At 49.4% G+C, this 25,652-nt stretch carries 33 protein-coding genes; all 33 read right to left on the bottom strand.

Features of this window, described 5'->3' with window-relative positions; translation table 11 throughout:
- Positions 1–74: 74 nt before the first annotated feature.
- The 33 genes from ndk to AC0YNS_RS01915 all read right to left on the bottom strand — a co-directional run bounded on the left by ndk (position 75) and on the right by AC0YNS_RS01915 (position 25,387).
- On the bottom strand, positions 75–518 hold the full coding sequence (gene ndk / locus AC0YNS_RS02075; protein ID WP_090976725.1) for a nucleoside-diphosphate kinase: 444 nt from the start codon (positions 516–518) through the stop codon (positions 75–77).
- 21 nt (positions 519–539) lie between these two features.
- Entirely contained in the window at positions 540–1,514 is a 975-nt protein-coding gene (gene hepT / locus AC0YNS_RS02070) for a heptaprenyl diphosphate synthase component II (protein WP_475779392.1), read from the bottom strand.
- Entirely contained in the window at positions 1,511–2,377 is an 867-nt protein-coding gene (locus AC0YNS_RS02065; RefSeq protein ID WP_475779391.1) for a menaquinone biosynthetic enzyme MqnA/MqnD family protein, read from the bottom strand. Before AC0YNS_RS02065 ends, hepT begins: the two co-directional genes overlap by 4 nt.
- Positions 2,340–2,966, bottom strand: coding sequence for a UbiX family flavin prenyltransferase (locus AC0YNS_RS02060; RefSeq protein ID WP_475780082.1), 627 nt, complete (start codon positions 2,964–2,966; stop codon positions 2,340–2,342). Before AC0YNS_RS02060 ends, AC0YNS_RS02065 begins: the two co-directional genes overlap by 38 nt.
- Before the next feature lie 29 nt (positions 2,967–2,995).
- Complete coding sequence (locus AC0YNS_RS02055) at positions 2,996–3,871, bottom strand: UbiA-like polyprenyltransferase (RefSeq protein WP_475779390.1); 876 nt, start codon at positions 3,869–3,871, stop codon at positions 2,996–2,998.
- Entirely contained in the window at positions 3,868–4,587 is a 720-nt protein-coding gene (locus AC0YNS_RS02050; protein ID WP_475779389.1) for a demethylmenaquinone methyltransferase, read from the bottom strand. Before AC0YNS_RS02050 ends, AC0YNS_RS02055 begins: the two co-directional genes overlap by 4 nt.
- 10 nt (positions 4,588–4,597) lie before the next feature.
- Positions 4,598–5,467 (bottom strand): heptaprenyl diphosphate synthase component 1, encoded by an 870-nt coding sequence (locus AC0YNS_RS02045; RefSeq protein ID WP_475779388.1) that lies wholly within the window; start codon positions 5,465–5,467, stop codon positions 4,598–4,600.
- 208 nt (positions 5,468–5,675) lie between these two features.
- On the bottom strand, positions 5,676–6,209 hold the full coding sequence (locus AC0YNS_RS02040) for a hypothetical protein (RefSeq protein ID WP_475779387.1): 534 nt from the start codon (positions 6,207–6,209) through the stop codon (positions 5,676–5,678).
- Between the two features lie 81 nt (positions 6,210–6,290).
- Complete coding sequence (gene mtrB, locus AC0YNS_RS02035; RefSeq protein WP_090976739.1) at positions 6,291–6,512, bottom strand: trp RNA-binding attenuation protein MtrB; 222 nt, start codon at positions 6,510–6,512, stop codon at positions 6,291–6,293.
- 260 nt (positions 6,513–6,772) lie between these two features.
- The gene (locus AC0YNS_RS02030) at positions 6,773–7,048 is read right to left on the bottom strand and encodes an HU family DNA-binding protein (RefSeq protein ID WP_090976740.1); all 276 of its coding nucleotides are present in this window, start codon (positions 7,046–7,048) and stop codon (positions 6,773–6,775) included.
- A gap of 286 nt (positions 7,049–7,334) precedes the next feature.
- On the bottom strand, positions 7,335–8,813 hold the full coding sequence (gene spoIVA / locus AC0YNS_RS02025; RefSeq protein ID WP_475779386.1) for a stage IV sporulation protein A: 1,479 nt from the start codon (positions 8,811–8,813) through the stop codon (positions 7,335–7,337).
- 339 nt (positions 8,814–9,152) lie between these two features.
- Positions 9,153–9,884, bottom strand: coding sequence for a hypothetical protein (locus AC0YNS_RS02020; protein ID WP_475779385.1), 732 nt, complete (start codon positions 9,882–9,884; stop codon positions 9,153–9,155).
- 15 nt (positions 9,885–9,899) lie between these two features.
- The gene (locus AC0YNS_RS02015) at positions 9,900–10,247 is read right to left on the bottom strand and encodes a 2Fe-2S iron-sulfur cluster-binding protein (protein WP_090976743.1); all 348 of its coding nucleotides are present in this window, start codon (positions 10,245–10,247) and stop codon (positions 9,900–9,902) included.
- A 42-nt stretch (positions 10,248–10,289) separates the two neighbouring features.
- Positions 10,290–10,886, bottom strand: coding sequence for a hypothetical protein (locus tag AC0YNS_RS02010; RefSeq protein ID WP_475779384.1), 597 nt, complete (start codon positions 10,884–10,886; stop codon positions 10,290–10,292).
- Positions 10,886–11,182, bottom strand: a complete 297-nt coding sequence (locus AC0YNS_RS02005) for a 2Fe-2S iron-sulfur cluster-binding protein (RefSeq protein WP_475779383.1) — start codon at positions 11,180–11,182, stop codon at positions 10,886–10,888. The genes AC0YNS_RS02010 and AC0YNS_RS02005 overlap by 1 nt, the downstream gene beginning before the upstream one ends.
- A gap of 52 nt (positions 11,183–11,234) precedes the next feature.
- Positions 11,235–11,414 carry a DUF2768 family protein gene (locus AC0YNS_RS02000; RefSeq protein WP_091219030.1) on the bottom strand — a complete coding sequence of 60 codons (180 nt, stop codon included), beginning with the start codon at positions 11,412–11,414 and terminating at the stop codon, positions 11,235–11,237.
- A 178-nt stretch (positions 11,415–11,592) separates the two neighbouring features.
- The gene (locus tag AC0YNS_RS01995) at positions 11,593–11,874 is read right to left on the bottom strand and encodes a stage VI sporulation protein F (protein ID WP_090976747.1); all 282 of its coding nucleotides are present in this window, start codon (positions 11,872–11,874) and stop codon (positions 11,593–11,595) included.
- Between the two features lie 118 nt (positions 11,875–11,992).
- Positions 11,993–13,015: an NAD(P)H-dependent glycerol-3-phosphate dehydrogenase gene (locus AC0YNS_RS01990; protein ID WP_475779382.1), complete on the bottom strand. Its 1,023-nt coding sequence runs from the start codon at positions 13,013–13,015 to the stop codon at positions 11,993–11,995.
- Between the two features lie 12 nt (positions 13,016–13,027).
- On the bottom strand, positions 13,028–13,627 hold the full coding sequence (gene plsY, locus AC0YNS_RS01985) for a glycerol-3-phosphate 1-O-acyltransferase PlsY (RefSeq protein ID WP_475780081.1): 600 nt from the start codon (positions 13,625–13,627) through the stop codon (positions 13,028–13,030).
- Positions 13,628–13,706: 79 nt separating this feature from the next.
- Positions 13,707–15,029, bottom strand: a complete 1,323-nt coding sequence (gene der, locus AC0YNS_RS01980; protein WP_475779381.1) for a ribosome biogenesis GTPase Der — start codon at positions 15,027–15,029, stop codon at positions 13,707–13,709.
- A 139-nt stretch (positions 15,030–15,168) separates the two neighbouring features.
- Positions 15,169–15,354 (bottom strand): capping complex subunit for YIEGIA, encoded by a 186-nt coding sequence (locus AC0YNS_RS01975; RefSeq protein ID WP_475779380.1) that lies wholly within the window; start codon positions 15,352–15,354, stop codon positions 15,169–15,171.
- Positions 15,347–16,285 (bottom strand): YIEGIA family protein, encoded by a 939-nt coding sequence (locus tag AC0YNS_RS01970; protein WP_475779379.1) that lies wholly within the window; start codon positions 16,283–16,285, stop codon positions 15,347–15,349. The genes AC0YNS_RS01975 and AC0YNS_RS01970 overlap by 8 nt, the downstream gene beginning before the upstream one ends.
- A 2-nt stretch (positions 16,286–16,287) precedes the next feature.
- Positions 16,288–16,917, bottom strand: coding sequence for a YphA family membrane protein (locus AC0YNS_RS01965; protein ID WP_475779378.1), 630 nt, complete (start codon positions 16,915–16,917; stop codon positions 16,288–16,290).
- 243 nt (positions 16,918–17,160) lie between these two features.
- The gene (gene rpsA / locus AC0YNS_RS01960) at positions 17,161–18,408 is read right to left on the bottom strand and encodes a 30S ribosomal protein S1 (protein ID WP_475779377.1); all 1,248 of its coding nucleotides are present in this window, start codon (positions 18,406–18,408) and stop codon (positions 17,161–17,163) included.
- A gap of 105 nt (positions 18,409–18,513) precedes the next feature.
- Positions 18,514–19,092 carry a lysophospholipid acyltransferase family protein gene (locus AC0YNS_RS01955; RefSeq protein WP_475779376.1) on the bottom strand — a complete coding sequence of 193 codons (579 nt, stop codon included), beginning with the start codon at positions 19,090–19,092 and terminating at the stop codon, positions 18,514–18,516.
- A 3-nt stretch (positions 19,093–19,095) separates the two neighbouring features.
- On the bottom strand, positions 19,096–19,791 hold the full coding sequence (cmk, locus tag AC0YNS_RS01950) for a (d)CMP kinase (protein ID WP_475780080.1): 696 nt from the start codon (positions 19,789–19,791) through the stop codon (positions 19,096–19,098).
- 139 nt (positions 19,792–19,930) lie between these two features.
- Complete coding sequence (locus AC0YNS_RS01945; RefSeq protein WP_475779375.1) at positions 19,931–20,164, bottom strand: hypothetical protein; 234 nt, start codon at positions 20,162–20,164, stop codon at positions 19,931–19,933.
- 40 nt (positions 20,165–20,204) lie between these two features.
- Positions 20,205–20,858 carry a flagellar brake protein gene (locus AC0YNS_RS01940; protein WP_475779374.1) on the bottom strand — a complete coding sequence of 218 codons (654 nt, stop codon included), beginning with the start codon at positions 20,856–20,858 and terminating at the stop codon, positions 20,205–20,207.
- 107 nt (positions 20,859–20,965) lie between these two features.
- A complete protein-coding gene (gene ypeB / locus AC0YNS_RS01935; RefSeq protein ID WP_475779373.1) occupies positions 20,966–22,300 on the bottom strand; it encodes a germination protein YpeB in 1,335 nt (444 codons plus the stop codon).
- Positions 22,301–22,401: 101 nt separating this feature from the next.
- Positions 22,402–22,560, bottom strand: a complete 159-nt coding sequence (locus AC0YNS_RS01930; protein WP_475779372.1) for a hypothetical protein — start codon at positions 22,558–22,560, stop codon at positions 22,402–22,404.
- A gap of 50 nt (positions 22,561–22,610) precedes the next feature.
- Complete coding sequence (gene prsW, locus AC0YNS_RS01925; protein WP_475779371.1) at positions 22,611–23,309, bottom strand: glutamic-type intramembrane protease PrsW; 699 nt, start codon at positions 23,307–23,309, stop codon at positions 22,611–22,613.
- A gap of 71 nt (positions 23,310–23,380) precedes the next feature.
- Positions 23,381–24,622 (bottom strand): Glu/Leu/Phe/Val family dehydrogenase, encoded by a 1,242-nt coding sequence (locus AC0YNS_RS01920; protein WP_090977162.1) that lies wholly within the window; start codon positions 24,620–24,622, stop codon positions 23,381–23,383.
- A 159-nt stretch (positions 24,623–24,781) separates the two neighbouring features.
- Positions 24,782–25,387, bottom strand: coding sequence for a genetic competence negative regulator (locus tag AC0YNS_RS01915; protein ID WP_475779370.1), 606 nt, complete (start codon positions 25,385–25,387; stop codon positions 24,782–24,784).
- Between the last annotated feature and the right edge of the window lie 265 nt (positions 25,388–25,652).

Here is a 25,652-nt window from a genome sequence, read left to right as displayed (position 1 = left end):
TTTTCCCCCGATGTCGCAGACACTTGGCCGCCTGATGTTAAAATCCACTGTTGAATTGCTTGTCCGTAAGTTAGTTAAATCCACTGCTGAATCGTTTGGTTGTAGTCCACCATTTCATGCGGAGCGAAGAAAATGCCGATCTCACGTGCCGCACTCTCAGGCGAATCCGATCCATGAATCAGATTGAAATTCGTATGTACTGCATAATCAGAACGAATCGTTCCCGGTGCTGCTTCAAGCGCATTCGTCTTGCCGATCATCGCCCGTGTAAGTCCGATGACATTATCCCCTTGCCAAACCATAGCAAATACCGGACCTGACGTCACAAAGGCTACAAGCGGCGGATAAAAGGGCTTTCCGATGTGCTCTGCATAATGACGTTCAGCCAGTTCAGGCGTGATCATCATGAATTTGGCTCCAACGAGCTTTAGCCCCTTACGTTCAAAACGTGATACGATTTCACCGATCAAACCGCGTTGTACGCCATCTGGCTTTACCATTAGAAATGTTCTTTCCATCTGAATTCCCTCCCAAACGCTTTAGTAGTTTCGTTTTGCAATAAAATGCGCAATATCCGTCAAATTTTTCTTCGCCGTAATGTTCGGCAGCTCCTTTAGAGCTTCAATCGCTTTATTCATATATCTTGTCGCCATGGCATCCGCAGTGTGAATTCCGGCGCTCTTACGTATTATGTTCAACGCTTTTTTCGTTTCACCTGCTCCATTCGACTCGCGGATTTTATTTATTTCTACAAGTAAGTCATCTTTAATGGATGGCTCTTGCATCGCGAGCAGTACCGGAAGCGTCATATTGCCTTGTTTTATGTCGGAACCCGGCGGTTTGCCGATCTGTTTCTCGGTGCCAAGCAAGTCGAGCAGATCGTCACGAATTTGGAAAGTCATGCCTACATTATAGCCAAACCGATACAGACAATTAGCCGTCTTACGATCCGCTCCTGCCGCTAATGCGCCAAGCTGACAGCTGATTGCAATTAACAGTGCCGTCTTGCGCCGGATACGAAGCAAGTAGTTGCGCACCGATTGCTCGGTATTGAAGAAGTCACGGATTTGCTCCATCTCCCCAATACACATCTGCACCATGGCTTTGGATAAGATCTGATGAATTTGAGGGTTCTCAAGCTCGGTTACGATCGTAAGCGCTTTGCCGTAAATATAATCGCCGGTGTACATCGCAATTCGGTTATCCCATTTGGATTTAACCGTAAGCTGACCGCGACGGGTTTCGGCATTATCAATCACATCATCATGCACGAGAGAAGCCATATGAATGAGTTCAAGCGGTACCGCAATTCTCTGGAGCACATCCAGTCGGTATGTGCCAAACTTACCGGCAAGCAGCACAAACACCGGACGTATCCGCTTGCCGCCTGCTTTGAGCAGATGCGTCGATGTATCCGTGAGCAGCGTATGTTCGGAAGTAACGCTGCGCGCCAGCTGACTTTCGATTGCATCTAAATCGCTTTTCATTTTGGCGTAGATATCAAGTAGTTTCATTTGTTCACCTTGAGGGCAGATTGGTCTAAGAAAAATTGCATTTGAACCTCATGCGACAACAATCCTAATTGATGCGCATAGTCAAAATACAACGATAAACCTGCCTGCTCGTCCGTTCCGAAGTTATAGTGCAGCTCTTTGAAATATCGTTTCCAATAGGCTGCTTCCCCGCCTAACAATGTGCAGGCTTTATCGATCAGGGGCTGCAGGTCGCTGAGACTTCTGTCCTTGCTTGCCGTCAACGCCTGCAGAACAGTCGAAACCGCCTCCGGGTCTGCTGCTGCAATTTCTTTGCGGACCGCCACGAGCGCGAAAGTCATACCGTAACCTGTCCAATTGCGCCACAGCTCTCCCAAATCGATAACGGCCATGCCCCTTTCCTTATTCGCCCACGAAGCGTGGATGGCTGTATCCCCGATGAGAAGTGCAGCATCCGCTTCCTCCAGCATGGTGTCAAGGTTAGGCTCCATCGTTATATATGAAGGTTCAGCTTTATAATAAAGCTTCATTAGAATTTTGAGCAAATTAACGGAGGTTGCAGACGTTGCCGTCATCGCGATCCGTCCTTGGAGCACCTCTTCGAGCGGTTTCTTTAGAAAAAGCAGAATCGAATTGACGCGCCCCCTTGCGCTAACCGATAAATTCGGCAGCAGCAAGTATTCACTGGCATTTTCCGCATATGCGTACGAGGACATCGAGGTTATGTCGATCTCACCCTGCCGAAGCGCTTTATTCAATGCAGCCGGGACACGCTTCTCAATGCGGAACCGTTCCTGCGGCAATTGCTGCTCCGCATAATGAAAAATAGGCCAAACGTTCGCATAGTCAATGCGACCGACTGTAATCGGGCGATTTAACCCCATGCTGTTCATCTCCCCATCTTCTGTACAAATCATGATCCAGCGGAAGCTGATCAAGCACTTTCCCGACTAGAAAATTGATCATATCGTCAATTGTTTGCGGTCCATGATAGAAAGCCGGCATCGCCGGAATCAGCTTAACGCCAAGCCGAGCCAGCGTCAGCATGTTCTCCAGATGAATGGCATGCAGCGGCGTCTCGCGAGGGACAAGGATCAGCTTGCGTCCTTCCTTCAGCATAACATCCGCAGCACGTGTCATCAAATCATCTGAAATGCCATGTGCGATTGAAGCCAATGTCCCCATCGAACACGGCATGATGATCATGCCGTCTACTCGGTAAGAGCCGCTTGCAATCGAGGCGCCGATATCCGCATTGGGATGCAGAATCAATCTCCCCGCTTCCATCGTCTCTGGAAACACTGCGGCAAGCGCCTGCTGACGTTTCGTCGTGTCCCAGCCAAGCTCCTCTTTCAGAACCCGCCAGCCTGCTTCCGTTACGACAAGATGTACGTTCAGCCCGCCTTCCAGAAGGCTGCTGATTAGCCTGATCCCGTAGATCGCGCCGCTCGCTCCTGTAATACCGACAACCATACTCTTGCGCGTTACTTCGGCAGTTCGCTCTACCACTTGTGAAGCACCACCAAATCGAGCAGCGCACTGATAAACAATACAACACTCAGTGTTCCGTTCATGGTAAAGAATGCGGTTTGCACACGGCTCATATCATTCGGCTTAACCAGAATATGCTCGTAGCACAGCATGCCTACGGAGATAATGGCACCAATCAGATATAGCCAGCTAAGCGGAGTTAACCAATATAATGAAATGAATCCGATACTCGTTAACAGATGAAACCCGCGCGATAGCCGTAATGCTCCGACCATACCAAACCGCGATGGAATCGAATGCACGCCTTCCTTACGGTCAAATTCGAAATCTTGGCAAGCATATATGATATCGAAGCCGGCAAGCCAGCAAGCTACGGTTGCATAGAGCACCCAAGCCGACAGCTCGAAATGTCCCGCAATGGCAACCCAGCCGCCAAGCGGTGCAAGACCGATTGTCAGTCCAAGCACGACATGACAAAGCCATGTAAAACGTTTTGTATACGAATAAAGCACAAGCATGAATACCGCAATCGGCATCAATTTCATACAGATGGGATCAAGCTGCGAAGCAGCAATGAATAATACAATAAAGGACACCGCGATGAACAAACCGACTTCACCTGCACGCAGCAAGCCTGCCGGGATAGCCCGTTTCGCGGTACGTGGATTCTTGGCATCGATAACACGGTCTATGACGCGGTTCAGCCCCATTGCGGCGCTCCTGGCCCCAACCATTGCCAGTATGATCCAGCCAATTTCACTCCATTCCGGGTACCGATTCTCCATGATTATCGCACCAAGCAGTGCGCCCATGAAAGCAAACGGTAATGCGAAAATGGTATGTTCAAACTTAATCATTTCTAAAATTATTCGGAATTTGCGAATCATGCGTTGTCCGTTCCCTTCGTCCCCATGTGTAATGCCGCGACTCCGCCTGCTAACGGAAATACACGAACATGCTGAAGGCCGATTTCACGGTATTTCGCTGCAAGCTGCTTCGAGTCCGGAAATGCTTTAAGCGACTCCGGCAGCCATTTGTACTGCTCGTATCGCTTGGCGACCATCTTCCCGATCGCAGGCATGACACGCTCGAAGTAGAAATAATAGATCGCTTTGAACGGCTGCCAGGTAGGTTTGGACATCTCCAGGCAAACCACTTGTCCGCCGGGCTTCACCACTCGCATCATTTCGCGAAGCACTTGTTCCAAATCAGGTACGTTGCGAAGTCCGAAACCAATTGTTGCGAAATCGAAACGATTATCCTCGAATGGCAGCTCCATCGCATTGCCTTGCACGAGTGAGATTTGACGATCAAGCCCCTCACTCTTCACTTTCTTCTTCCCTACTTCAAGCATGCCTGCGCTGAAATCAAGCCCTACCACTTCGCCGCTTTCACTTGCCTTCGCAAGCGCAATGGTCCAATCGCATGTGCCGCAGCACAAATCGATTGCCGTATTACCGGGCTTTACATTCATCTTGCGCATCGTGAATTTTCTCCACGCCTTATGTCGACGGAAGCTGATTAAATCATTCATGAGGTCGTACGTTGGTGCAATGCTTTCAAATACGGCATGCACATGCTGTTCCTTAGATTTGGATTGCATGGTAGTCACCTTACCTTCTCTCGCCTTGGGCCGATACCGCAGGTACAAGAGGACGCGTAAACGTTTCTGCGATGCCCATCAACTCGCGGACGAGCTTATCGGAATCAAGACACGAAACGACCGATTGTACATGCAGAGCAGATTGTTTCAGCTTCTCGGCCAATTGTGTGCGAATATCATATTTTGCGATCAAAGACTGTGCGTAAGACGGCTCAGTGGAAAGATCGGATAACTTACGTTTCTCTTCGTCGGTTCCATTATTCCACACATGCCAGTATGCCCAGCTGCCGCTGAATCGCTCTGGCTTCTCGCTGCGAATCAGCTCGTCCATTACGACCTCGCAACGTCCGAAACCTTGAAGCAGTTCCGTCCAGGCACGTGTCAGTTTCTCATCCATACTGTCTGTGAAAGCTTGGAATAGCTCTGTCTTCAGCTGAACGCAGTGGACCAGATATTCTTCTGCCGTCAGCTTCAGCTGCTTCATTCTGAGGTATAAGTTTACCTTCAGCTTATTGACCTCGGAAACACCGCTGCTAATTCGGCGAATCATATCCACCTGTCCCGCTTGCGACAACAGCTGGTAGAATCGGCTGCTGTAGTAATCCCCTGCGAGCACCTTCAACTGACGTGATCGCATCTCACGTTCTTGCAGGCGACCGCTGTCAGAATCGATGAGATCATGCGTATCCATCCCCATCTGTACCAAGGAAGTGACAAGCGAATAGAGCTCACTGTGGAACAGCGGCGTGCGTTGATTGGCCAAAAATGCGAAGAGCAGCCTGATCCTCGAATCGGGAAAATCGGGCAGCTCGGTATGCATTTGAATCATATCGTATTCAAGGTACTTTTTTGCGATCTCAGGTATCTTATATGGTTTCATTTGGCCTAGCCTCCGGACAAAACTTAGATGACAGCTGATTCAACCGACTGCTGCCTCAACCAATCATCTCAATTAGATAAATGCAGAGTTGACCATAGGTCCACCCAAACCAATCATCTGTAGATAAATGCTGTGCCAACCAAAGGTTGCCCCAAACCAATCATCTGTTAATAATCTAAATAATTATAGCACTATGTGTGGCGTTTCGCTACAACTGGGATATAGACAAACGCAGGCGCTGCCTCCAAATTTCGTCCGTAAATGGTTCTGCGGCGCTTAAGTTTGACAGTTCTGTGGACAGCCAGGTATCACTCCTCCTGACATCGACCGCAGCAAGCAATCTGTTAACGGGAATCTCATCGTCATTCTCCGCCTGCATAGGCGTAACGAAGCGGACTAAGACACGGCTCACATTATCCGTATGTACAAATGCAAATTCCAATAGTCGCTGCAAATCGCTCATCCACTCCTCTACAGCATTCCCATAATGCTCCGTAGATAAATCGACCGACAGCACCGATCCTTTCCATGCCACCCGTTTAACGTCGAGTCCAAGATGAAGACCAAGCATAGAATCTACGATCACCCCTGCGCTCAAGCGCTTAATCGGGACGGGGTGAAAGACCGAAATATCGCCTTTGGCTTGCTTCATTCGTGAATCCGTTAACGGGAGAATTGTCAGTAATACGGTAACAGCTGCTGTTACCGCACACGCATAGAGCAGCCTCTTGTAATGCGACATCTACCATCCGCCTCTCGCGCACAGAATGTCCTGCTACTCTAGTGTACAAACTAAAAAAGCAGGCTATGCCTGCTTTTCGGTTTAATCCTCTGTATCGACGGTACCGTACTTGGTCAGCACAGTTGCTTTGCCGCGAATTTTGATCGCTGACGTGTGGTCCGTAAACTGGCAGATGAGGATTTCTCCTTTATCTAGCTTCTCCGTGTGATGAAACTTCGTATCTTGACCGCGAGTCAGTCCGATGACTTGTACGCCTTGGGACTTCGCTTTAATGACGATATATTCCCCATTCTTGTCTTCCATGAATACCGCCTCCTAATGGTCAATTCCACCCTTAAACCGTATCTGTTAAAAAACTGCCTCCCGAACGTCGTGCTCAGGACAGCAGCTATGGCGTGTTATGTTCGACTTCTCTCCAACGAATCCGGGCGAACCCTAGAACCGCAAGAAAAAGTCTACTGGAATTAACTCCCCTTGTCAATAGAAACGGAATCTGTCTTGAGAGACGAAAAACGTCCGGATGCAGCTAGCACCCGGACGTCATCAACGGTCTGAACCGTTTCTTATTTGGAGACAAGATCTTTAAGTGATTTACCCGCTTTGAAAGACGGGATTTTGCTTGCCGGGATGTCGATCTCTTCACCCGTTTGCGGGTTGCGACCTTTACGGGCTTCGCGGCTTTTCACCTCGAAGTTACCAAATCCCACCAATTGCACTTTATCCCCGCCTTGCAGCGAGTCGGAGATGGCATCAAAAACGGCATCAACCGCTTTGGAAGCATCTTTCTTGGAAAGGTCAGTCAATTCGGCTACTTTCGCAATCAGTTCCGTTTTGTTCATTTCTTTCACCTCCCCTGACGGCAGTTCATAAGCACATCATTATCATTCTGTTTTACCGAAACCTCAGAAAATATACCTGCAGGCCTTGGTGCAAAGAAATTCCGTTATGTGCAAATCCTGCATACTGAACCATGAACAGATTTATAGTAATACAGTTGGCTATAGAATTTCAAGAGGCTTAACAAGTTTTTCCGAGGATTACTCTAGGTTTTTCATGCTTTTTACACCGAAATACCCCTGAAAACGACAAAAAAGAGACACGCTGTGTTCGCGTGTCTCTTCCGCTTTACAAGATTATGGCAATCAGACCGCCGGAGCCTTCGTTGATGATTCTGCCCAGCGTTTCCTGAAGTTTATAGCGCGCATTGTCAGGCATCATCGCAATTTTGCCTTGGATGCCTTCTCTTACGATGGAATGGAGCGAGCGACCGAAGATGTCGGACTCCCAGATCTTGATTGGGTCGTTCTCGAAATCCTGCATCAAGTAACGGACCAATTCCTCGCTTTGTTTCTCCGTACCGATAATCGGAGCGAACTCGGACTCCACATCCACGCGAATCATATGGATGGACGGCGCAGTCGCCTTCAAGCGAACACCGAAACGAGAGCCTTGGCGGATGAGCTCAGGCTCATCAAGCGCCATCTCGGCAAGTGTCGGTGCGGCAATGCCGTAACCGGTCGTTTTGACCATTTCGAGCGCTTCCGCAAACCGGTCATATTCCCGCTTCGCATGGGAGAACTCCTGCATGAGCTGCAGCAGATGGTCTTTGCCGCGAATTTCAACCCCGACGACTTCCATCAAGATTTGGTCATACAATTCATCCGGCGCATACAAGTCGATTTCCGCGACCCCTTGCCCCATGTTCATGCCGCTTAGTCCGGCACGTGCGATGAATTCGTATTCCATGAACTGCGAGACGACTCGGTCCACATCGCGCAGACGGCGGATATCTTTGACCGTATCGCGAACCGAATTCTCGTAGTTGCTGCGCAGCCAGTGATTATCGTTCAGCACCATAACCCAGCTTGGAAGATTCACGTTCACTTCATGCACCGGGAACTCGTAGAGCACTTCACGAAGCACCGACATGACTTCTTCTTCTCCCATCGTCGCTACGCTAAGCGTAATGACCGGGATGTCATACTTAGCCTGAAGTTCGCTGCGAAGCGCAAGTGCCTCGTCGCTCTTCGGCCGTGTGGAGTTCACAATGAGGACGAACGGCTTACCGACCTCTTTGAGCTCATTCACAACGCGTTCTTCTGCCTCGACATACGAGCTGCGCGGAATTTCCGCAATTGTACCGTCTGTCGTCACGACGACACCGAGCGTGGAATGCTCTTGAATGACTTTGCGCGTTCCGATTTCTGCCGCTTCCTGGAATGGAATCGGCTCCTCGAACCACGGCGTAGTAATCATTCTAGGGCCGTTCTCATCCTCATAGCCTTTCGCACCAACTACCGCATATCCAACGCAATCAACGAGTCTGACATTCACATCAAGCCCCTCGGCCACACGAAGCTGTACAGCTTGGTTCGGCACGAATTTAGGCTCTGTTGTCATAATCGTCTTGCCTGCTGCACTTTGCGGAAGTTCATCGATAGCTCTCACCCGATCGGCATCGTTCGTGATGTTCGGCAGCACAACCGTCTCCATGAACCGCTTGATGAAGGTTGATTTGCCTGTGCGGACTGCACCAACGACGCCGAGGTAAATATCCCCGCCGGTTCGTTCGGCAATGTCCTTGAAAATGTCCACTTTCTCCACTGAATATCCCCTCCCAATCGTATTTCGCCTGTACATGGACGTACCGTTACTGCTGCTTTCCTCCTGCTGTTCGTCGTCAGGGTTCGCCGCTACCCGCCTGCCACAGTTGCAAACAAGCGACGCAACTCGTACATGATTTTGGACTAGTAATAGCTTATTGCGTCCATGGCCCGATTATGACGACTGCTTCCATGAAATCTTTCGATTTCGATGAGCTTCTCCGCTCCCGGCCTTCCAAGATTGAGATATATGAGAGAAACACCAAAGCTATGCCTGAACGACAAAAAAACTCCTGCCCGAAGAAGCGGACAGGAGCCGAGATGGAACAAGTCGATTTGGTTATTTGAGAACGGCCTGCGGCTCCCCGTTGACTAAACGGTATACAGGAGATTTGACAGGTACAAAGTCTGAAGAATCTACAAGGAGCGCGCGTAAATCCGCGTGTTCCTCCGGCCTCTTGGCACTATCCAGCTTGGAAACGGCTTGCATAATATCCGTACCATAATCAATATAAACATTGCCTTTGGCGTCCATCATTGGGGTCAAAATGCCCCCCGAGAACATACTGTGAAGTACCGGTTCCTTTAGGTCCAGCGCATCGAAATCGATGGTATTAAAGTCCGGATAGAGCGCCGCGCCTTCAGGAAGTTTACCGCTGTTGGCATCTGCATACGACTTGACAGCCGCTTGTACATCATTCATTTGTTGATAGAGAACGAGATTCATAAGCTTAATAGTAGGATCTGTATCCTCGTTAATGATGAGATAATAGTAGCTTCCGCCCTGCTCGTAAGCAGTCTCGGGAATGCTTGACACATAGTTCATTCTCTTCAATTTGTCAAAGTCGACTTTGAATTTCTCGTATACCGGCGTCGATTCGGTGCTGTTCTGCATCGGGAGCAAGCCTGTATCCGTCTGAAACTGATCTACAACGGTTTGGACATTTAGAATTGCATCTTTGGGCGGCTTCTGAAATTGTCCCATCTGGTCTTTGGGATACAGACAGCCGGACAGCAAAGCAGCCATAAGTGCAAGCACCATAGCTGCAGCCGCTTTTCTCAAGCCTTTCATGACACTAACTTCCCCCTACCATAATTCATCATCTTCCGCCTGGCGCATCATTTGTCTTCTGACTGCTGCGCGAAGCGGATCTTCCGGAACCTCGACTACGGCACGGCCAAACACTCTCGCCTGACAAGCGAGCCTTGTCCCCGAGCGGTCTAGACCTGCGAGCTTATAACGCTCATTGTCATTTAGCGGAGACAGTCCTGAGGAGCTGTTCTGCGCTGTTACTTTACACATGAGACATGCAGCTTTCCCGTCACACCGTGTTCGAATGGGTACTCCGGCACGTCTTGCAGCATCCAGGACCGTTGTCCCGGCACGTACCGTTACACTGCGTCCGGAAGGGAGGAATGTAACTTGAACATTCATGGCGAATCCCTCTCTTCCTGCTTCCTACATAATACGTACTATTTATCCGCCGAGCAGTTGCTGTACATATTGTTTCGTCTTCCCTGTAAGCTGATTTCCGGTGGCAATTACTCCGGCAGCTCCCATGTGTAAAGCGGGTTCTTGGCGCATTTGGGCAACAATGAGCCGGGTGCGATCCTCTCGCTCTCGCAGCACATTAAACCACAGCTCATGCGCGAGCGGGACGATTCCCAGCTGATAGGCGCCAATTGTAATGATCGTTTGCAGTGGAGCAAGAACTTCCTCGACCTCTACTGCATAACGATCCTCTCCGGCAGATACAACAAATCCGCCGACTAATTCAACCTGAATACCCTCAATCAGGTAATGGCTGAGCACCGATCGGTAAATCGGACTCACACTTTCATGCTGCCCATCTACAGCGTATGGAAGCAGCGCCATATGAAGTGCAGCCGCAGCTGCATCATCTGCATATAAATCCAGGTCCCGGGGCGGATCACTTAACTCCAGCCCTCGCAGCAGCAGCCCTGCACTGCCGCCGATCAGCCACATAGCTCCCGTAGAAGCGGCTTCCTTTGCTATGACTTCAAGCGCACGGTAGAACGGCTCAGCGGCCTTCATGAGATTGCGTCTTTCCATCAGAAGTACGGCCGGTTCACGGCTTTAATCGTGCCTGCATTCTTCTTGATGATCGCTTGGCAGCCGAGGCGATAGCCTTCCTCCAGCTCACTTGGCTCAAGTCGGTCCCATTCTGCATCCGTGACTTCCTCAAGAAAGTCTGCGCCTTCTTCAATAAGGCAGCGGCATCTTGCACAGGTCCCCCGCGAACAAGAGAAAGCCCAGTCGATATCATGCTTCATGGCCATATCCAGCAGCGACATCCCCTGTAAAGGATAGACCGTCGTACTTCTAGAGCGTCCCTTCAATTCCAGCATCGTTCGTTACTCCTTTTCCACTCCATATCCGAGTTCGTCTAGTAGGCAGCTGTTATGAAATGGAGATCAGTCCGAGAAAACCGCCGATAACCAGAAATAAAAAGGCTGTCATGGATAACAGCATCCGAAGCACGCCTTTGGTCTTGAATCTTGCCAGCGATATCAATACCGCCGCTATTGCCATTAATCCGATACCTACGAATGAAACCCACATCTTCATCATTGGATCCATTTTGATCTCAAACCACCTTGTGCACCAATTATTCGTTCTATTATACCACTTGTCGTGTTTGAACAGCTACTATTGCCGCGATTAACGGAATTTGGTGCAAAAAGAAAAGGACTTCAGCGAAAGCTAAAACCGGCGTTAAGCTTACAATGCCGGGCGCTTTTTGCTTAAGTCCTCATGATTACTTCTTGAGCATCAGCTTCATCAGCATTTCCATGCTATTGACATTCATGCCGCTCTTCTTGACGGCTCCAACGATGTCATTGATCGTTTTTTCCGATACGGGCACCTTCGCCATGGCGGAGACGGATTGGATCAGCTTACGCAGCTCTTCTTCGCTTTGCATCGTATCTTGAGTAACACCGCTGGCTAGCTTTTTGACCGCATTCTCGGTAATCGGCTTGCCCGTCTTTTTATTGACAGCGCTCAGAACGTCTTTAGAGATATCTTTCTTACCGCTCAAAAGTTTCCCTCCTCCAAGTTTTTACATCGTAAAAACTCGCTACCGAGCAACCCCGAAGGCTGCTGCTAGCATCATATGAAGGAAGGACGGGATTTGTGTAGGCTAATCAACTTCCATACTAAACGCCCGCTAAGTCCTCTGTCTCGTGTGTGCGACCTCTGCCCATCAGGGATTCAACGGCGCTGCGCGGCGGCTTATTCTGGAACAATACCGCGAAGAGCTGCTCCGTAATTGGCATTTCCACTCCATACTCATGTGCTAACTCACGAGCAGCACTCGTAGTGCGTACACCTTCGACGACCATGCCCATACGGCTTAACACTTCGTCTACCGAAAGGCCTTCTGCCAGCATAGCGCCTGCGCGCCAGTTACGGCTATGCTTGCTCGTACATGTAACGACCAGATCGCCTACGCCTGCAAGTCCGGCAAAAGTAAGCGGATTCGCCCCCATTGCGTTGCCGAGCCGGCTAATTTCGGCTAACCCGCGTGTAAGCAGCGCTGCCTTGGCATTGTCACCGAAGCCAAGTCCGTCGGTGAGTCCCGCTCCAAGTGCGATAATGTTCTTGATGGCTCCGGCTACCTCGACCCCGATTACATCCCTATTCGTATACACGCGGAAATAAGGTGTAATGAGTGCATCCTGCGCTTGTTCTGCCGCTTCCACATTTGCGGATGCAACGACGACCGTTGTCGGCAATTTGCGGACAACCTCTTCAGCATGGCTTGGTCCTGACAATACAACCAGCCGATCTGCTGTGATGCGCAATTCCTCGAGAAGCACAGTAGTCATACGTTTGTAAGTAACCGACTCAAACCCCTTCGTCGCATGGATGCATATGGCACCCTCTGCGATATAAGGCGCAGCCAGCTTCGCGACATCGCGCATCGCCGAGGAAGGTGCAACGAACAATACAATTTCAGCACCTGTAACAGCTGTTTCAATATCGGTTGTAGCTGTGATGTTTTGCGGCAATATAGCATCCTTCAAGAACCGGCTATTGGTATGTAGCGTATTAATTTCTTCGACTTGCGTTTCACTGCGTGCCCACAAGGCAACCTCGTAATTATTGTCAGCTAATACCGCCGCAAGTGCTGTACCCCAGCTGCCGCCTACGAGCACCGCCGCTTTTCGGTTCGTCATGAACTCGCCTCCTTACCCTTTTCTGGCTCCAAGCTTATTCTCTTTCCCCTGCAGCAGCTTCACAATGTTCGTTCGATGACGAACGAAAGCCAGCACACAGACGATCAGACTAGCCCATACATAGGAGAATGGCTTATCGCCAAAATTCCATACGAAGATTGGCATCAGCACAGCAAAAATAAGCGATCCAAGCGAAACGAAGCGCGTAATCGCAATTGAAATGATGGCTACAGCACCTGCGATCAAGGCAGGAATAATCGCAAGCGTTACCATTACTCCGACAGTTGTCGCAATGCCTTTGCCACCTTTGAATCCGAACCATACCGGCCAGTTATGTCCGGCAATCGCCGCTAAACCGCATAGTACAGGTCCCCAGTCGCCTCCCGCCATATAGATGCCGAGCAGTACCGCAACGACTCCTTTGGCGATATCAAGCAGAAACACACTGATTCCCGGCCCTTTACCGAGCACACGCAGCGTATTGGTTGCGCCGGCATTCCCGCTGCCGAAATTGCGGATATCAATGCCTTTTACCCATTTGGCAATCAAAATACTAAATGAAAGCGAGCCTAGCAAATAACTGATGAGTACCGCAAGTATGGTGAACACGATAATTTCGCCTCTTTCTTCAGATAAGGAAACTGGTGCCCCGATAAACAGAGACACCAGAATCGAGCAGCAGCATGTAATCTTAATCTTCGTCGGATTTCTTTCTGGTGAAAATACGTACAGGCGTGCCTTCGAACTGGAAAGCTGCCCTGATCTTGTTCTCAAGGTAACGCTCATACGAGAAGTGCATCATGTCCGGATCGTTCGCGAACAGTACGATGGTAGGCGGTTTAACCGCAACCTGTGTCACATAGTTAATGCGAAGACGTCTGCCTTTATCGGTTGGCGGCGGATTAATCGCAATCGCATCAGACACCACATCGTTTAGCAAGTGAGTTTGAATACGCAGCGCATGCTGCTCCGAAACATGACCGACAACAGGCAGCAGTTTATGCAGCCGTTGCTTGGTCAACGCGGACAAGAAGATAACCGGAGCATACGTCATAAACAGGAAATGATCACGGATATCTTTCTCGAAATGCTGCATCGTCTTATCGTCTTTCTCGACAGCATCCCATTTATTGACGACAAAGATCGAAGCTTTACCCGCTTCATGCGCGTAGCCCGCGATATGTTTGTCCTGCTCAATGATCCCTTCCTCACCATTGATCAGTACGAGCACCACGTCTGCGCGTTCAATCGCTTTAAGCGCACGCATCACGCTGTACTTCTCCGTCGACTCGTATACCTTGCCCCGTTTACGCATCCCCGCTGTGTCGATCAGCACGTACTTCTGCCCGTCGCGCTCAAACGGTGTATCGATTGCGTCACGAGTTGTTCCCGCAACATTGCTTACAATGACGCGTTCTTCACCCAGAAGTGCATTCACTAGTGAGGACTTGCCCACATTCGGCCGTCCAATTAATGCAACCCGAATAACGTCATCATCATAATGCTCTTCTACAATTTCAGGAAGCTTCTCAACCGCAGCATCCAGCAGATCGCCGATTCCCATTCCGTGCGAGCCCGAGATCGCAATCGGATCTCCGAAGCCAAGGTTATAGAATTCGTAAATATCATCGCGCCGATTTAAGTTATCGACTTTATTAACCGCAACCACAATCGGTTTGCGTGAACGAAGCAGCATTTGTGCAACCTCGTCGTCGGCATGGGTCAACCCGGTTTTTGCATCTACCATGAAAATGATGACGTCAGCTTCTTCAACAGCCAGTTCCGCTTGCATGCGGACGGACTTCATGATTTCATCTTCACCGTCAATTTCGATACCGCCAGTATCTACGATACTGAAAGCACGACCATTCCATTCTCCCGTCCCGTACAAACGGTCACGAGTTACACCAGGTTTGTCTTCTACAATGGCTAACCGATCGCCAATAATGCGGTTAAATATCGTAGACTTCCCCACATTAGGCCGACCTACTATGGCAATAATGGGTTTAGACACATCTTTCACTCCTCAATAATGAACCGGCTTCACGCCGACAATAATAGTAACACTTCATGTTAAGAACAAGTAGTAGAGGGGCATACTCAAATACTCACGCCTACCATCATAGCAAAAAACAACGGGATTGGCTAACATTTCATTCATGGCGATGATCTACCAATATGAAACACCCGTTCTTCAAATCATGCACGCTCGCATCCAATATCTTTTCGAGCAGAAAAGCGGTCGATTCTCGTTTAGCGATGTCAGGTTCCACGAAGATCGGGGCACCTCCTCCTACCTGCTCATGTTTCATCGTCACGATTGCCACAATTTTAGCCATGCTGTTCTCCCTTCCCCTTGTTCACACTCGCTTCTGTCGGCATACGCACCGCTGATTCCAGAATAGGGACCTTCTCCACAATAATCTTCGCCTTCGTTGCATCCTTCTCTTGAGGAATAAGGAATATCGCCAGCCTTCCGTCTTTCATATCGAGCTTCGCCATGGGAACGAGCGCAGGCTCGCCGTCATCGCGGTACACACCAAGAATGGTTGATAAATCGAACAAGATGGCTTGTCTTTGTCCTAAATTACTTAATGTTGCTTTCCCATTCGGATTGTACGGCGTCAGAATAATGCCCAGTCCCCGTTCGGCAATCAGCTGCTGATTCGACGTTAATCCCACATTCATGATGTAGATGTCGCCGACAAACAGATCAGGGCCATCTACTTTGACATCTGCATTTTCGGCTTTGGCAATATGGGATACGGCTTTGCCGGATTTCAGCCGATACACAAGCAGCAGCGATAGCAGACCCATTCCTAAGCCAAAAGGCAGCCCCAGTGCCAATGAAGCAAGACTGGTCAATAAGGCGGATAGAATCACGAGGTAATTGCGGCCCTCAAAAACCATCGCTATACCTTCGATATAAGTCGAACCGCGAGGGACTAGCTCCATGCTGTCTATTTTGTCCAATGTCTCCCGTTCCATCTTGCGGACATCACGAAATTGCTGCGCGGCCAATGTCAGAAATGTAATAGCCGTGAAATCCTTCTTATACAGCGCCGGTACTGCAACTGCGCCTAGTGCTGCGGCTATGACGCCAAGCGAAATGTGAATGATTCTGCCATGGGGATAGGTCGGGTATTGCCGATAGTCCGTCCGAAGCATGATTAATCTGGCGGTTACGCCAAACACGACGCCCAGCATAATACCATACAGCACATGATGCGGCTGTCCTGCTTTCAACTGTGTCCAAAGTTGCTCCCACATGACTATACGTTCCCCCCTCGCTCGCCTGTTCGACCTTCAACAAAACGGACGGCTTTCTGTTTTAACCAGTTCTTCACGTTGCCGGTTACTCGTGCTGCAGTAAGTGCTATGACTAAGCCATCCCACCACGCCGGGGAGCCGATCATCATCAGCTTCGTGATGACGAGTGGACTGATCAGCAGATCGAGCTGGGAGAAGACGGCTGCAAACACGGCAATAACGAATTGACTGCGGAAGCGATCTGCCAGCAGACCGGCAAATAATCCCGCAAGCAGCGGACCATCCCATGCCGGATTCAGGGCGATGAACACAGGATCCATGCCATAAATATAGCGCACCCACATCCACATAAATCCGGTAAGCAGCGCCGAGAAGACAACGAACAGCATGCTTCCAATATGACGGATCATGGCTAATTGAATGAAAGCCACAGCTATCGCGAGAGCCGCGCTGCCGGTAATAAGTACGCTTTCCCCTACAGTGAGTTCAGCGACATGCAGCAATAAAGCCACCAAAATAAATAATCCAAGCATCCGGGATGACATCCCTTCCGCAACTTGCTCCTTCCAGCCTGTCGCGTAGAGAATGAAAGCCATCGACAGCAGCCAGAACGCAATAAACCCATCATTCACAGTGCTTCACCTCTCTATGGCCTATATTATGTGCTTAGGAGAGTGAACCTAATCCAGCCCGACCTGAATAAGGCAAACAAGGTGAAACGGCTGACGCCGTCCTTTGACAGCGTAGCGCGTTTCATTACGGAGATTTCTAAGCTCATTTATAGATGGGAAACGATAAATTCTTAGAAATTGAAAAAAGCCTGTTACTCTGCACAGTTGTGCAAAGTAACAGGCTCTTATAAATCGTAATTACGATTATTTCAATTTGCTCAGCTTGTCGCCGAAACGTTCAGCAAGCGTGAAGCTCATGCTTTCGTTGCTTAGGCTGACGTTTGGATTGTTAAGCTCGACTTTAGGTGCGCGAGGTGCACGCTCCCCGCGGTCGCTGCGCTCTCTCTTCTGATCAGGCGCTTGCTCCGGAGCTTCTTCTGTTTCTTTGATGCTGAGGGAAACGCGTTTCTCAGCCGGGTTGAAGTCAAGAATTTTCGCTTTCACTTCTTGGCCTTCTTTCACAACTTCATTAGGAGTTGCTACGTGACGGTGCGCAAGCTGCGAAATGTGTACAAGACCTTCAACACCCGGTGCGATTTCAACGAATACACCGAAGCTTACGATGCGGCGAACCGTACCTGTTACGATGTCACCTACGTTGAATTGACCGTTTGTCGATTCCCATGGACCTGGTTGAGCAGCTTTGATGCTCAGGCTGATTTTGCCAGCGGCAGGATCCACTTTAAGTACTTTAACACGTACGGATTGACCTTCTGTAACAACATCCTTCGGATGAGCTACATGCTGCCAGGAAAGCTCGGATACGTGAACCAAGCCATCGATGCCGCCGATGTCAACGAATGCGCCAAACGGAGTCAAACGTTGAACAGTACCATCAAGCTCTTGGCCGATTTGCAGGTTGCCGATAACTGCTTGTTTGTTTTGCTCAAAATCAGCGTCCAGAACTTCTTTCGCCGACAGAATTACTTTGTTGTTCTCGCGATCGATTTCCTTCACTTTCACGCGAAGCGTACGTCCTTTGTAATCGCTGAAATCTTCAACGAAATGACGCTCAACCATGGAAGCAGGAATGAAGCCGCGAACGCCAACGTCAGCCACTAGGCCGCCTTTAACAACGTCTGCAACCGTAACTTCAAAGACTTCGCCGGAATCAAAGCGAGTTTGAAGACCATCCCATGCTTTCTCTCCGTCAATTACTTTCTTGGAGAGAACAAGCTTTTCTTTCTCATCGTCGATGCTAACGACTTTCAATTGTACTTCTTGGCCGACTTGAACTGCGTTTTGCGCACTTTCAAGTTGAACCGATGATAGCTCACGAAGGGGAATAACGCCGTCATATTTATATCCAAGGCTTACGAACACTTGGTTATCTTCAATTTTGACGATCGTACCATTCACAGTGTCCCCTTTTTTCAAGGACACGAAATTGTCCATCGCATCTTGACTTACTTCCGCTGCTGCGGTTTCTTGCACTTTTGTTTCTTCTGACATTTAAAATTACCTCCTCGGATCATACCCCAACTTTATTTAAACGTGCAGCCTCAGAATGAAACACTCTCGCAGGCCCACCGTCTAAAACATGAAAAAAAATAATAATTACCCTTGCTTCGCCATCAAACGAATATTCGCCATAATGGTTTCCGTTACTTGTTCGAGCACATCGGAAGATGAATCCTGAATAAAGGCCGTCATATCAATGGGCTTGCCATATTTGATGCGCATCTTACGGAATAATTGGTACTTCCCGATAATAGCGACCGGAATGACTACGGCTCCACTTCGAAGCGCAATCATGGCAGCACCCTTCTTGCCTGCGCTGTTATCGCCTGCATTGCGAGTACCCTCCGGAAAAATCCCCATCACATTGCCTTCTTTCAGCAAGTTGATGGCATTGCGAATAGCATCCTTGCTGACTCCTCCCCGTTTCACCGGGAATGCGCCTAGCGTCCGAATAAAAGGTCCGAGCAAAGGTACCTCGAACAATTCCGCCTTTGCCATGTAATGAACTTTACGGTTCACCTTCGTGCCTACCGTCGTAGGATCAAGCAAGCTGATATGATTACAGCAAAGCACGACTGGCCCTGTGGCCGGAATGTTCTCTAATCCGGTAGCTTCGAACCGGAAAAGCACGGCATAGATGATTCGCAGCAAGCTTCGGCAAATGTTATATACCATAGTTTACTTCGCCTCCGCCGTTTTGGTTCGGCATAAGTCTAGAATATGTGCGACGACTTGGTCAATCGTCAGTTCTGTGCTGTCGAGAACTTCTGCATCCTTCGCACGAACAAGCGGAGAGAACTCTCTGCTTTCGTCGCTTCGGTCGCGATCTGCAATTTCTTGCTCCAATTGCTCAAGCGGCACAAGCTCACTCTCAGATAGTTCCTGGTATCGGCGCAGCGCGCGAACTTGAACGCTAGCAACCAGAAATACCTTTACTTCGGCCCCTGGCAGTACATGCGTACCGATATCGCGGCCATCCATAACGACACCTTTCGCTGCTGCCAGTTTCCGCTGCATCTCAACGAGACGCAACCGAACGGCTTCATGCGAAGCGATCTCCGAAACCTTAAGCGTTACTTCTCTTGAACGTATGTCGGTTGTGATGTTCTCACCGCCGAGCCGCACAATCTGACCTTCGGGTCCCGGTTCCAGTGTAATGTCCACTGTCTTCACGAGCTCCGCCAGCCTGTCCGCATCACTTGGCAAAACTCCCGCACGGTTCGCAGCGAGTGCGACCGCTCGATACATCGCTCCTGTATCAATGTATATGTATCCTAACTGTGCAGCGACTCTTCGAGCGACGGTGCTTTTGCCGGCTCCTGCAGGGCCGTCGATTGCTACGTTAATGCGGCCGCCGTTGTTTCCCCCATCCATGTCCAAGCGGTGTAAACCCTCCTTGAAAGTGCTAAGCGGCTGCTATGTTGCTCTTATCGCCATTAAAAAAGCAGGCTCTGCCTGCGATAGTGAGAATTATACCACAGCAGCCCATGAAGTGCAAAGAACGAAAGACCTACTAGAAGGGCGTTCCTTCAAGTCGATCCACGCCCGTTACCCATAGCCTGACTGCCGGAATTTGCAGCGCGAGCTGGCTAATCAAGACTGCAGCAAGCAGCAGCAGAAAGATAATGATCAGCGCTCTCGTAACATCGTCCGAGATGGACAAATAGTCCCTTTGTGATTTCTTCGCCATGGATACCCCCCATATTCCGGCATTGCTCGGATAAGGGTAGTTTTTCCACGTTGTCATTCCTTATGCACCAAGCGCTGGAACTGGATGAAAAGCTTTGCTATCTTTTACGGAAATCCAACTGACGTTCAAAACAATAGCGAATGATCCGTTGTCGTTCGCTGTCGAGAATACTCGAGAACTTCGCCATGACTTGATTGCGTCCTGACTCAAGCGGCTTCACGCGGACGATCTCCGCTTTGAAATGAGAATGATCGACCGAGCCGTTTCGATAAGCAAGCAGCAGCCAGCATTCCAAATTCGTCCCCTGCTTCATCGGCCATTTGCCATCGACCAGGAACGAAATCCCGCCGCCGCCGACATCATCTGTCATTCCGATAAATCTAATATTAGCCGACAGCTGAATGGCAATTTCAAGCTCTGCGGCAACACGCAGGAAATTGCGGCGCTGCACTTTGGTTATAGATTCCGGTTCAGGCTTGCGAATTCGAATCAATTTCACGCCGTCTTCTACAAAACCAAGTACATGAGTATTGAAATAATTCTTCACGCCGTCTTCGGAAACGAAATGCGCAGAGAGCTCGTCCCCGAGAAACAGCCTTTTATATTTGCCGGTGCCTTCAACAAGTGGAATATCAATCAGCAATTCATCGTTATCACTGTCCGCGATTCTGGATTTATATTCGATTGCGGCCTCTTCTTCATCGGACGAAGCTACATGCAAATATAGAAACTGATTAACTTTTGGCAGCATACTAGCTTCCCCTCCCCTAATGGTTCGATTATACCACAGCATGTCGAAATTTGGGGAGAGGCGGGATAGCAGGAAAAGACGTGCATTCCATGCACGCCTTCGCTTGTTTATTCAGGTAATTGCTCGATGGATTCCTCAATGCCGCTTTCCGCATTGATATAAATTTTATAAACGCCGCCGTTGATTTTGCCAACGTACTCGTAACAGAGCACTTCTTCGCCCATGTCATTATCGATGAGCGCCATCTGTTCCTTCTGTACTTTGAAATCCGGATTCAGCGCAGCTCTCGCATCAGCACTCATCAGCTTCGGTTTAGGCAGCTTCCGTTTGTGATGCTCATAAACAAAGTCCGATGCTTGCAAAGCAACCGCATCCCCGTTATCAAGCGCAATCTTAACGGTCAGCTTATCCGGGTAAATCAATACCCCATTCTGATTGGCTACGAAAGTAAAGACAGCCATCGAGTCATCGCGGTCATACGTAATAGCTTTCATCTTCGGATAGCCGTGGCGAGATAAGAACTCGTCTGCCTTCTTCCTCGCGTCGCTAACGCTGACGATCGGCTTCCCGATATCGCGCGGATTCTCAAACCAAATCAATTGAGCGCCTTTCTGCGAGTAATCCAGCTCGATCGGATTGTCTGCTTTATTCCCTTTATAGGTGGCTGAATAAGAAGAGTATTCCGTTCCCTTCCCGTTCTCAACCACCTTGATGTCATTGGGATTGTCCAGCTTCAGGAACTTCGCTGCCAGCTTCTTGACGTCTTCCGGTGTAGCCATTTTTCCGCCGAGCATCTTAATCGAACGTTTCTGATACATACTTGCAACCGAAGGACCCCAGTTGATTTCCGGGTATTCGCCGACTTTCTTGTCGACGGTTTTGAAGCCGTCAATGATGGTATTATCGAGCGACGACTTCTCCGAAGCGATCGCAATTTCAACGTCCATCCAGCGCAAATTGTTCGCGATGACTTTATCCTGCACCCCGTAGAGGGATTTCGAAATATATTCCGAATCGGAATATAATGTTTTCAATGTCTTATATTCATCCGGGCTGAGCGGCTGCTTCGTTAAGTCACGAACAGAGGTTTTGTACGAGAAATTCGCAATTTTGGATAAAAACTCTTCCGTCTTATTGAATGGGAGCAGCGTGAGCGGCAGCTGGTTAATTTCGTTCTGCGCTTCGCTGGTCAGCCGCCATACGTTGACGAGACCTTTGCGATGAAAGCCCTGCGACGCGCTGTTCACGGCAAGCGTGTTTCCGAGTTCACGATGGAGCTGCTCTACATGGTAAGTCAGATCGTGGAAGGCACGCTGGTACTGATTCTCCGCCTTAATCAGGATCGAGTTTTTCTCTTGATGCTCTTGATAGCCCCAATAGATAGAGCCGATAAAAAACAGTGTCATCACCGGAAACAGCACTGCGCTTAAACGACGGTACATATAGCAAAAGCTCCTTTCGTATGCAAAACCTGGTGTTAGTTTGGTTTGCGGAAAGGAGCTTTATGCATGTTATTGGTATGATTTTGCTTACATGGCTGTTCCTACAATGCCAGCTCTTCGACGTCGAAATCGTTGAGATTGTTGCATAGACATTGTTTGAACCCGGTATCGATCTTGTCTTTCTCCCTGCGTCCGCGCAGGACGAATTTCTCACCGCATAGATTGCAGCGGATGGTTACCTTTACACGAGCCGAAATCATCGTATCCTCCTGAGTAAGATGCAGCTTTTTTCCTATTATAGACGGAAATGCTAAAGCTTAATCTCTTCCTCATGTCCAAGCATTCGAAACGGCGATCCGGCATTGGCACGATTCATCTTCCGTACGCCTTTAATCCACAGGTATCCCATTAACGGTACGATAAACCATACCCAGTAGGTACTGCCTGAGCCCATGATGTAATCATAAACACCATGCTCCGCGAGCGGTACCGCTGCGGCCAGCATGAGAAAATTTCGCTTCTTGTTCGCCATGGGAGCAAATTTGGCTTTGCCCACGTAGTAGCCCATCGTTACGCCAAACAGGGCATGCCCGGATACCGGCAGCAATGCGCGAATGAGCAAGGAACCAACCGACGCAGGCTGGAAAACAGCGTAGAGCACGTTCTCCACTGTTGCAAAGCCAAGCGAAATCGCAACTGCGTAGACGATCCCATCGTAAGGCTCGTCGAATTCGGTATGGTTAAAAATGATATGATACAGAACAAACCATTTCAGCAGCTCTTCAACGCCTGCAGATACTGTAAACGAGAACAGAATGGGACCATCCCCAAGCCATAGCAGCAAGCCTCGCTGGATCACCATGATCGGCAGTACGATTAATACACCGAGCAAGAATACACGGACGACCATGTGAATCGGCTCCGCGTCATATCGGTCCTTTAAATAAAAGTAAGTCAGCAGCGAGATGCCCGGAGCAACCGCCGCTGTCAGTATGGAAAAGAGCAGCATCGTTGAAGTCACCTTCCGAGAGACGGGCTTTCCCCGCAGTTGCAGGCAAAGCTCGTTTGATCGGCAATCGGCTACACCCACCCCCTCAGGCGGACGGCCTCTGCCATTTTGCGGACGCCCACCATATAAGCAGCGAGCCTCATATCCACTTTCTTAAGCTTATGCAATTCATAGACACTATTAAAGCCGCGGATCATCATGTCGCGCAGCTTAGAATCAACTTCGGCCTCAGACCAGTAATAACCCTGATTGTTCTGTACCCATTCGAAGTACGACACAATAACGCCGCCGGCGCTGGCCAGGACATCTGGCACGAGCAGAATGCCGCGATCCGTTATCATCTGCGTTGCTTCCAGCGTCGTAGGACCGTTAGCGGCCTCTACAATGATTTTAGCACGAATTTGGTTCGCGTTGCTTGCCGTTATTTGGTTCTCGATTGCGGCAGGCACCAGAACATCACAATCGATTGCCAGCAGCTCCTCGTTGCTGATGGTATTCTTGAACAAATTCGTGACCGTACCGAATGAATCACGGCGGTCCATTAAATCTTCAATGTCGAGTCCTTGATCATTATACAACGCAGCGTTGACATCGGAAATACCCACAACCTTCGCACCGGCTTCAAACATGAATTTCGCCAGGTAGCTGCCTGCATTGCCGAACCCTTGGATGACGACACGCGCTCCCTTAAGCGCAATGCCTTTCTTCGCCATCGCTTCGTCAATCATGATCGCTACGCCTCTGGCTGTTGCACTCTCACGGCCAAGCGAACCTCCCAGAACAAGCGGCTTCCCGGTGATAAAACCGGGCGAGTCAAATTCACGGATCCGGCTGTATTCATCCATCATCCACGCCATGATTTGCGAATTGGTCATCACATCCGGCGCAGGAATATCTTTGTTCGGTCCGACAATTTGGCTGATCGCCCGAACATACCCTCGGCTTAGACGCTCCAGCTCACGAAAAGACATCTTTCTCGGATCACAAATAATACCGCCCTTGCCGCCGCCATAAGGCAAATCGGCGATGCCGCATTTAATGCTCATCCAAATGGATAACGCCTTCACTTCGATTTCATTGACATCCGGATGAAACCGGACTCCACCCTTCGTCGGCCCTACTGCATCGTTATGCTGTGCCCTGTAGCCGACGAACACCTTTGTCTTGCCATCATCCATCCGAACCGGTATGCGAACGGTCAGGAGCCTCATCGGCTCCTTCAATAAAGCAATCATATCATCACCGTAGCCAAGCTTCCTGAGCGCTTCTTCAATCACGGTTTGTGTTGATGTCAGTACGTTGCTGCTCTCCATTCCATTCAAAGGAATGTTCACCACCTTTTCCTTTGTAATATGAGCGGTAACCGAATCGGCTATGCGGTGAACTTACTTTTGGGCACAAGCTGCAACAAACAAAAAGCACCAGACCTACGGAATATGCCGTAAGCTGATGCTTCTCTAATCGGGATCGCTTTAAAAATGAGTGCAAATTTCCATGACGGCTTTGGCTGGGACGATTACTTTGCCGTACTCTTCGAGAATGGCAGTCGTAATGGAAGTCGCCTCTCCGTACTCTGCCAACAGCGCAATAATTGCGTGGTAGCGCGGAAGCTCGATGCCGACTGGCTCAAAGGCCAGCATATATTTGCCGTTGTAGGCATAAAGACGTCCATCCTCAATCAGTTCAGCGCTCTTAAGCTGCTTACAAACTGAAATGACATCCTCGATGTCTCTGAACGCGTATAGCACAATGTCACTTTGCTCGAGCGTGACTTCCATCTCGTAAACGTCTTCCTCATTGTCTTCTTCTTGAATATGATCCTCGGACTTCCCGTTCACTTTACCTCGTGTAACGATGACGACCATCCCTTGGGCAGGAAGTGCAAACACTTCGACGGCGAGCGGTCCGCTGGCGTCAAAGCCGAGCTCGCTGTAAGCTTGGTCCATCATTTCACTGAACAGCTCGTGCACCTTTGGAATTTCGCGCCACATGTCTTCCTTCTGGATCCCCCGTTCCAGCAAGTCGTCGAACGTCAGGAATATTCGTATTTTGTCTTGATTGAGCCGTTCGATTTTCATGATAGGATCCTCCTTCTCGAGTAGTATCTGCTTCGTATTCTCGGAGCAAAAACCGTCTTCGAAAGCACAATGAACGCGGATAGTATCTGTTATACATAGCGTATGAAGCAGCAGTTATTTGAGTGATTAAAATGTGTTTATGTTGCTATGTTAGCATGTCTGTGGGTGGAATGCACTACAGACGCAAAAAAAAAGAATCGTCCCGCCGCCAATTGTTTATACGCAATTGAACGGCAAAACGATTCTTTTTGTCCTTATCGAATTT

This window comes from Paenibacillus sp. J22FR21, from assembly GCF_056269135.1.
Note: the sequence above shows the minus strand (reverse complement) of the source record. Positions and strands in the feature narration are given on the sequence as shown.

What these genes read in the sequence shown, in the direction of transcription:
- prsW (WP_475779371.1), bottom strand. Translation starts at nt 23,309, where the DNA reads ATGCTGCTCTTTTCCATACTGACAGCGGCGGTTGCTCCGGGCATCTCG.
- AC0YNS_RS02045 (WP_475779388.1), bottom strand. Translation starts at nt 5,467, where the DNA reads ATGAAACCATATAAGATACCTGAGATCGCAAAAAAGTACCTTGAATAC.
- AC0YNS_RS01940 (WP_475779374.1), bottom strand. Translation starts at nt 20,858, where the DNA reads ATGCTGCCAAAAGTTAATCAGTTTCTATATTTGCATGTAGCTTCGTCC.
- AC0YNS_RS01975 (WP_475779380.1), bottom strand. Translation starts at nt 15,354, where the DNA reads ATGGCTAAAATTGTGGCAATCGTGACGATGAAACATGAGCAGGTAGGA.
- AC0YNS_RS02060 (WP_475780082.1), bottom strand. Translation starts at nt 2,966, where the DNA reads ATGGTTGTCGGTATTACAGGAGCGAGCGGCGCGATCTACGGGATCAGG.
- AC0YNS_RS02040 (WP_475779387.1), bottom strand. Translation starts at nt 6,209, where the DNA reads ATGTCGCATTACAAGAGGCTGCTCTATGCGTGTGCGGTAACAGCAGCT.
- AC0YNS_RS02030 (WP_090976740.1), bottom strand. Translation starts at nt 7,048, where the DNA reads ATGAACAAAACGGAACTGATTGCGAAAGTAGCCGAATTGACTGACCTT.
- AC0YNS_RS02015 (WP_090976743.1), bottom strand. Translation starts at nt 10,247, where the DNA reads ATGAATGTTCAAGTTACATTCCTCCCTTCCGGACGCAGTGTAACGGTA.
- hepT (WP_475779392.1), bottom strand. Translation starts at nt 1,514, where the DNA reads ATGAAACTACTTGATATCTACGCCAAAATGAAAAGCGATTTAGATGCA.
- AC0YNS_RS02065 (WP_475779391.1), bottom strand. Translation starts at nt 2,377, where the DNA reads ATGGGGTTAAATCGCCCGATTACAGTCGGTCGCATTGACTATGCGAAC.
- AC0YNS_RS01920 (WP_090977162.1), bottom strand. Translation starts at nt 24,622, where the DNA reads ATGGAGAGCAGCAACGTACTGACATCAACACAAACCGTGATTGAAGAA.
- AC0YNS_RS01930 (WP_475779372.1), bottom strand. Translation starts at nt 22,560, where the DNA reads ATGATTTCGGCTCGTGTAAAGGTAACCATCCGCTGCAATCTATGCGGT.
- mtrB (WP_090976739.1), bottom strand. Translation starts at nt 6,512, where the DNA reads ATGGAAGACAAGAATGGGGAATATATCGTCATTAAAGCGAAGTCCCAA.
- ndk (WP_090976725.1), bottom strand. Translation starts at nt 518, where the DNA reads ATGGAAAGAACATTTCTAATGGTAAAGCCAGATGGCGTACAACGCGGT.
- AC0YNS_RS02000 (WP_091219030.1), bottom strand. Translation starts at nt 11,414, where the DNA reads ATGGATCCAATGATGAAGATGTGGGTTTCATTCGTAGGTATCGGATTA.
- AC0YNS_RS01955 (WP_475779376.1), bottom strand. Translation starts at nt 19,092, where the DNA reads ATGGTATATAACATTTGCCGAAGCTTGCTGCGAATCATCTATGCCGTG.
- AC0YNS_RS02050 (WP_475779389.1), bottom strand. Translation starts at nt 4,587, where the DNA reads ATGCAATCCAAATCTAAGGAACAGCATGTGCATGCCGTATTTGAAAGC.
- AC0YNS_RS02020 (WP_475779385.1), bottom strand. Translation starts at nt 9,884, where the DNA reads ATGAAAGGCTTGAGAAAAGCGGCTGCAGCTATGGTGCTTGCACTTATG.
- AC0YNS_RS02005 (WP_475779383.1), bottom strand. Translation starts at nt 11,182, where the DNA reads ATGCTGGAATTGAAGGGACGCTCTAGAAGTACGACGGTCTATCCTTTA.
- AC0YNS_RS02010 (WP_475779384.1), bottom strand. Translation starts at nt 10,886, where the DNA reads ATGGAAAGACGCAATCTCATGAAGGCCGCTGAGCCGTTCTACCGTGCG.
- AC0YNS_RS01945 (WP_475779375.1), bottom strand. Translation starts at nt 20,164, where the DNA reads ATGACAACGTGGAAAAACTACCCTTATCCGAGCAATGCCGGAATATGG.
- cmk (WP_475780080.1), bottom strand. Translation starts at nt 19,791, where the DNA reads ATGGATGGGGGAAACAACGGCGGCCGCATTAACGTAGCAATCGACGGC.
- AC0YNS_RS01970 (WP_475779379.1), bottom strand. Translation starts at nt 16,285, where the DNA reads ATGTGGGAGCAACTTTGGACACAGTTGAAAGCAGGACAGCCGCATCAT.
- AC0YNS_RS01990 (WP_475779382.1), bottom strand. Translation starts at nt 13,015, where the DNA reads ATGACGAACCGAAAAGCGGCGGTGCTCGTAGGCGGCAGCTGGGGTACA.
- ypeB (WP_475779373.1), bottom strand. Translation starts at nt 22,300, where the DNA reads ATGTACCGTCGTTTAAGCGCAGTGCTGTTTCCGGTGATGACACTGTTT.
- rpsA (WP_475779377.1), bottom strand. Translation starts at nt 18,408, where the DNA reads ATGTCAGAAGAAACAAAAGTGCAAGAAACCGCAGCAGCGGAAGTAAGT.
- AC0YNS_RS02055 (WP_475779390.1), bottom strand. Translation starts at nt 3,871, where the DNA reads ATGATTCGCAAATTCCGAATAATTTTAGAAATGATTAAGTTTGAACAT.
- AC0YNS_RS01915 (WP_475779370.1), bottom strand. Translation starts at nt 25,387, where the DNA reads ATGAAAATCGAACGGCTCAATCAAGACAAAATACGAATATTCCTGACG.